Origin of the sequence: Enterobacter cloacae complex sp. SYL003, assembly GCF_049236925.1 — a bacterium.
Lineage (GTDB): Bacteria > Pseudomonadota > Gammaproteobacteria > Enterobacterales > Enterobacteriaceae > Enterobacter > Enterobacter intestinihominis.
In genome coordinates this window covers 1-542 of the sequence record NZ_JBMKJK010000074.1, presented here as the reverse complement: position 1 = coordinate 542, position 542 = coordinate 1, and the positions used below count along the sequence as shown (strand labels likewise).

General features: G+C 45.8%; 1 protein-coding gene. It reads left to right on the top strand.

The genetic code is table 11. The features are described 5' to 3' along the window. Nucleotides 1-34: 34 nt before the first annotated feature. Nucleotides 35-526, top strand: a complete 492-nt coding sequence (gene tssB / locus ACOT1A_RS24635) for a type VI secretion system contractile sheath small subunit (protein ID WP_023300236.1) — start codon at nt 35-37, stop codon at nt 524-526. Nucleotides 527-542 lie beyond the last annotated feature (16 nt).

Sequence of the window (542 nt, the reverse complement as noted above, 5' to 3'; positions counted from 1 at the left end):
TTAACTCGTATTTCTTGCAAAGAAAGGGACTGCTATGGCCGATTCATTTCAGAATGAGGTGCCCAAGGCACGCATAAATTTAAAGCTGGCGCTGCATACAGGCGGCGCGCAGAAGAAAGTCGAACTGCCGCTTAAACTTCTCACTGTCGGTGATTTCAGTAATGGAAAAGAGAATCGTCCATTGTCCGAAAGGAAGAAAATCAACGTCAACAAAAATAACTTTAATAGCGTACTTTCGGAATTTAACCCGGAGGTTAATCTGACGGTGCCTAACACCATGGCTGTCGATGGTTCGGAGGAAAGTATAAAACTGAATTTCTCCGATATTAAGGATTTCGAACCTGAACAGGTTGCCCGCCAGATCCCCCAGCTCCGCGCCATGCTGGCCATGCGTAATTTATTACGCGACCTCAAATCCAATCTTCTTGATAACGCCACTTTCAGAAAAGAACTCGAGAAAATTCTTAAGGACCCGGCGCTGTCTCAGGAATTACGCGACGAAATGAGTGCACTGGCCCCGAAATAAGCGGCATGTGTAATTT

Bases quoted from the DNA above. Each gene is read 5' to 3' on its own strand.
- tssB (WP_023300236.1), top strand. From the start codon at position 35: ATGGCCGATTCATTTCAGAATGAGGTGCCCAAGGCACGCATAAATTTA.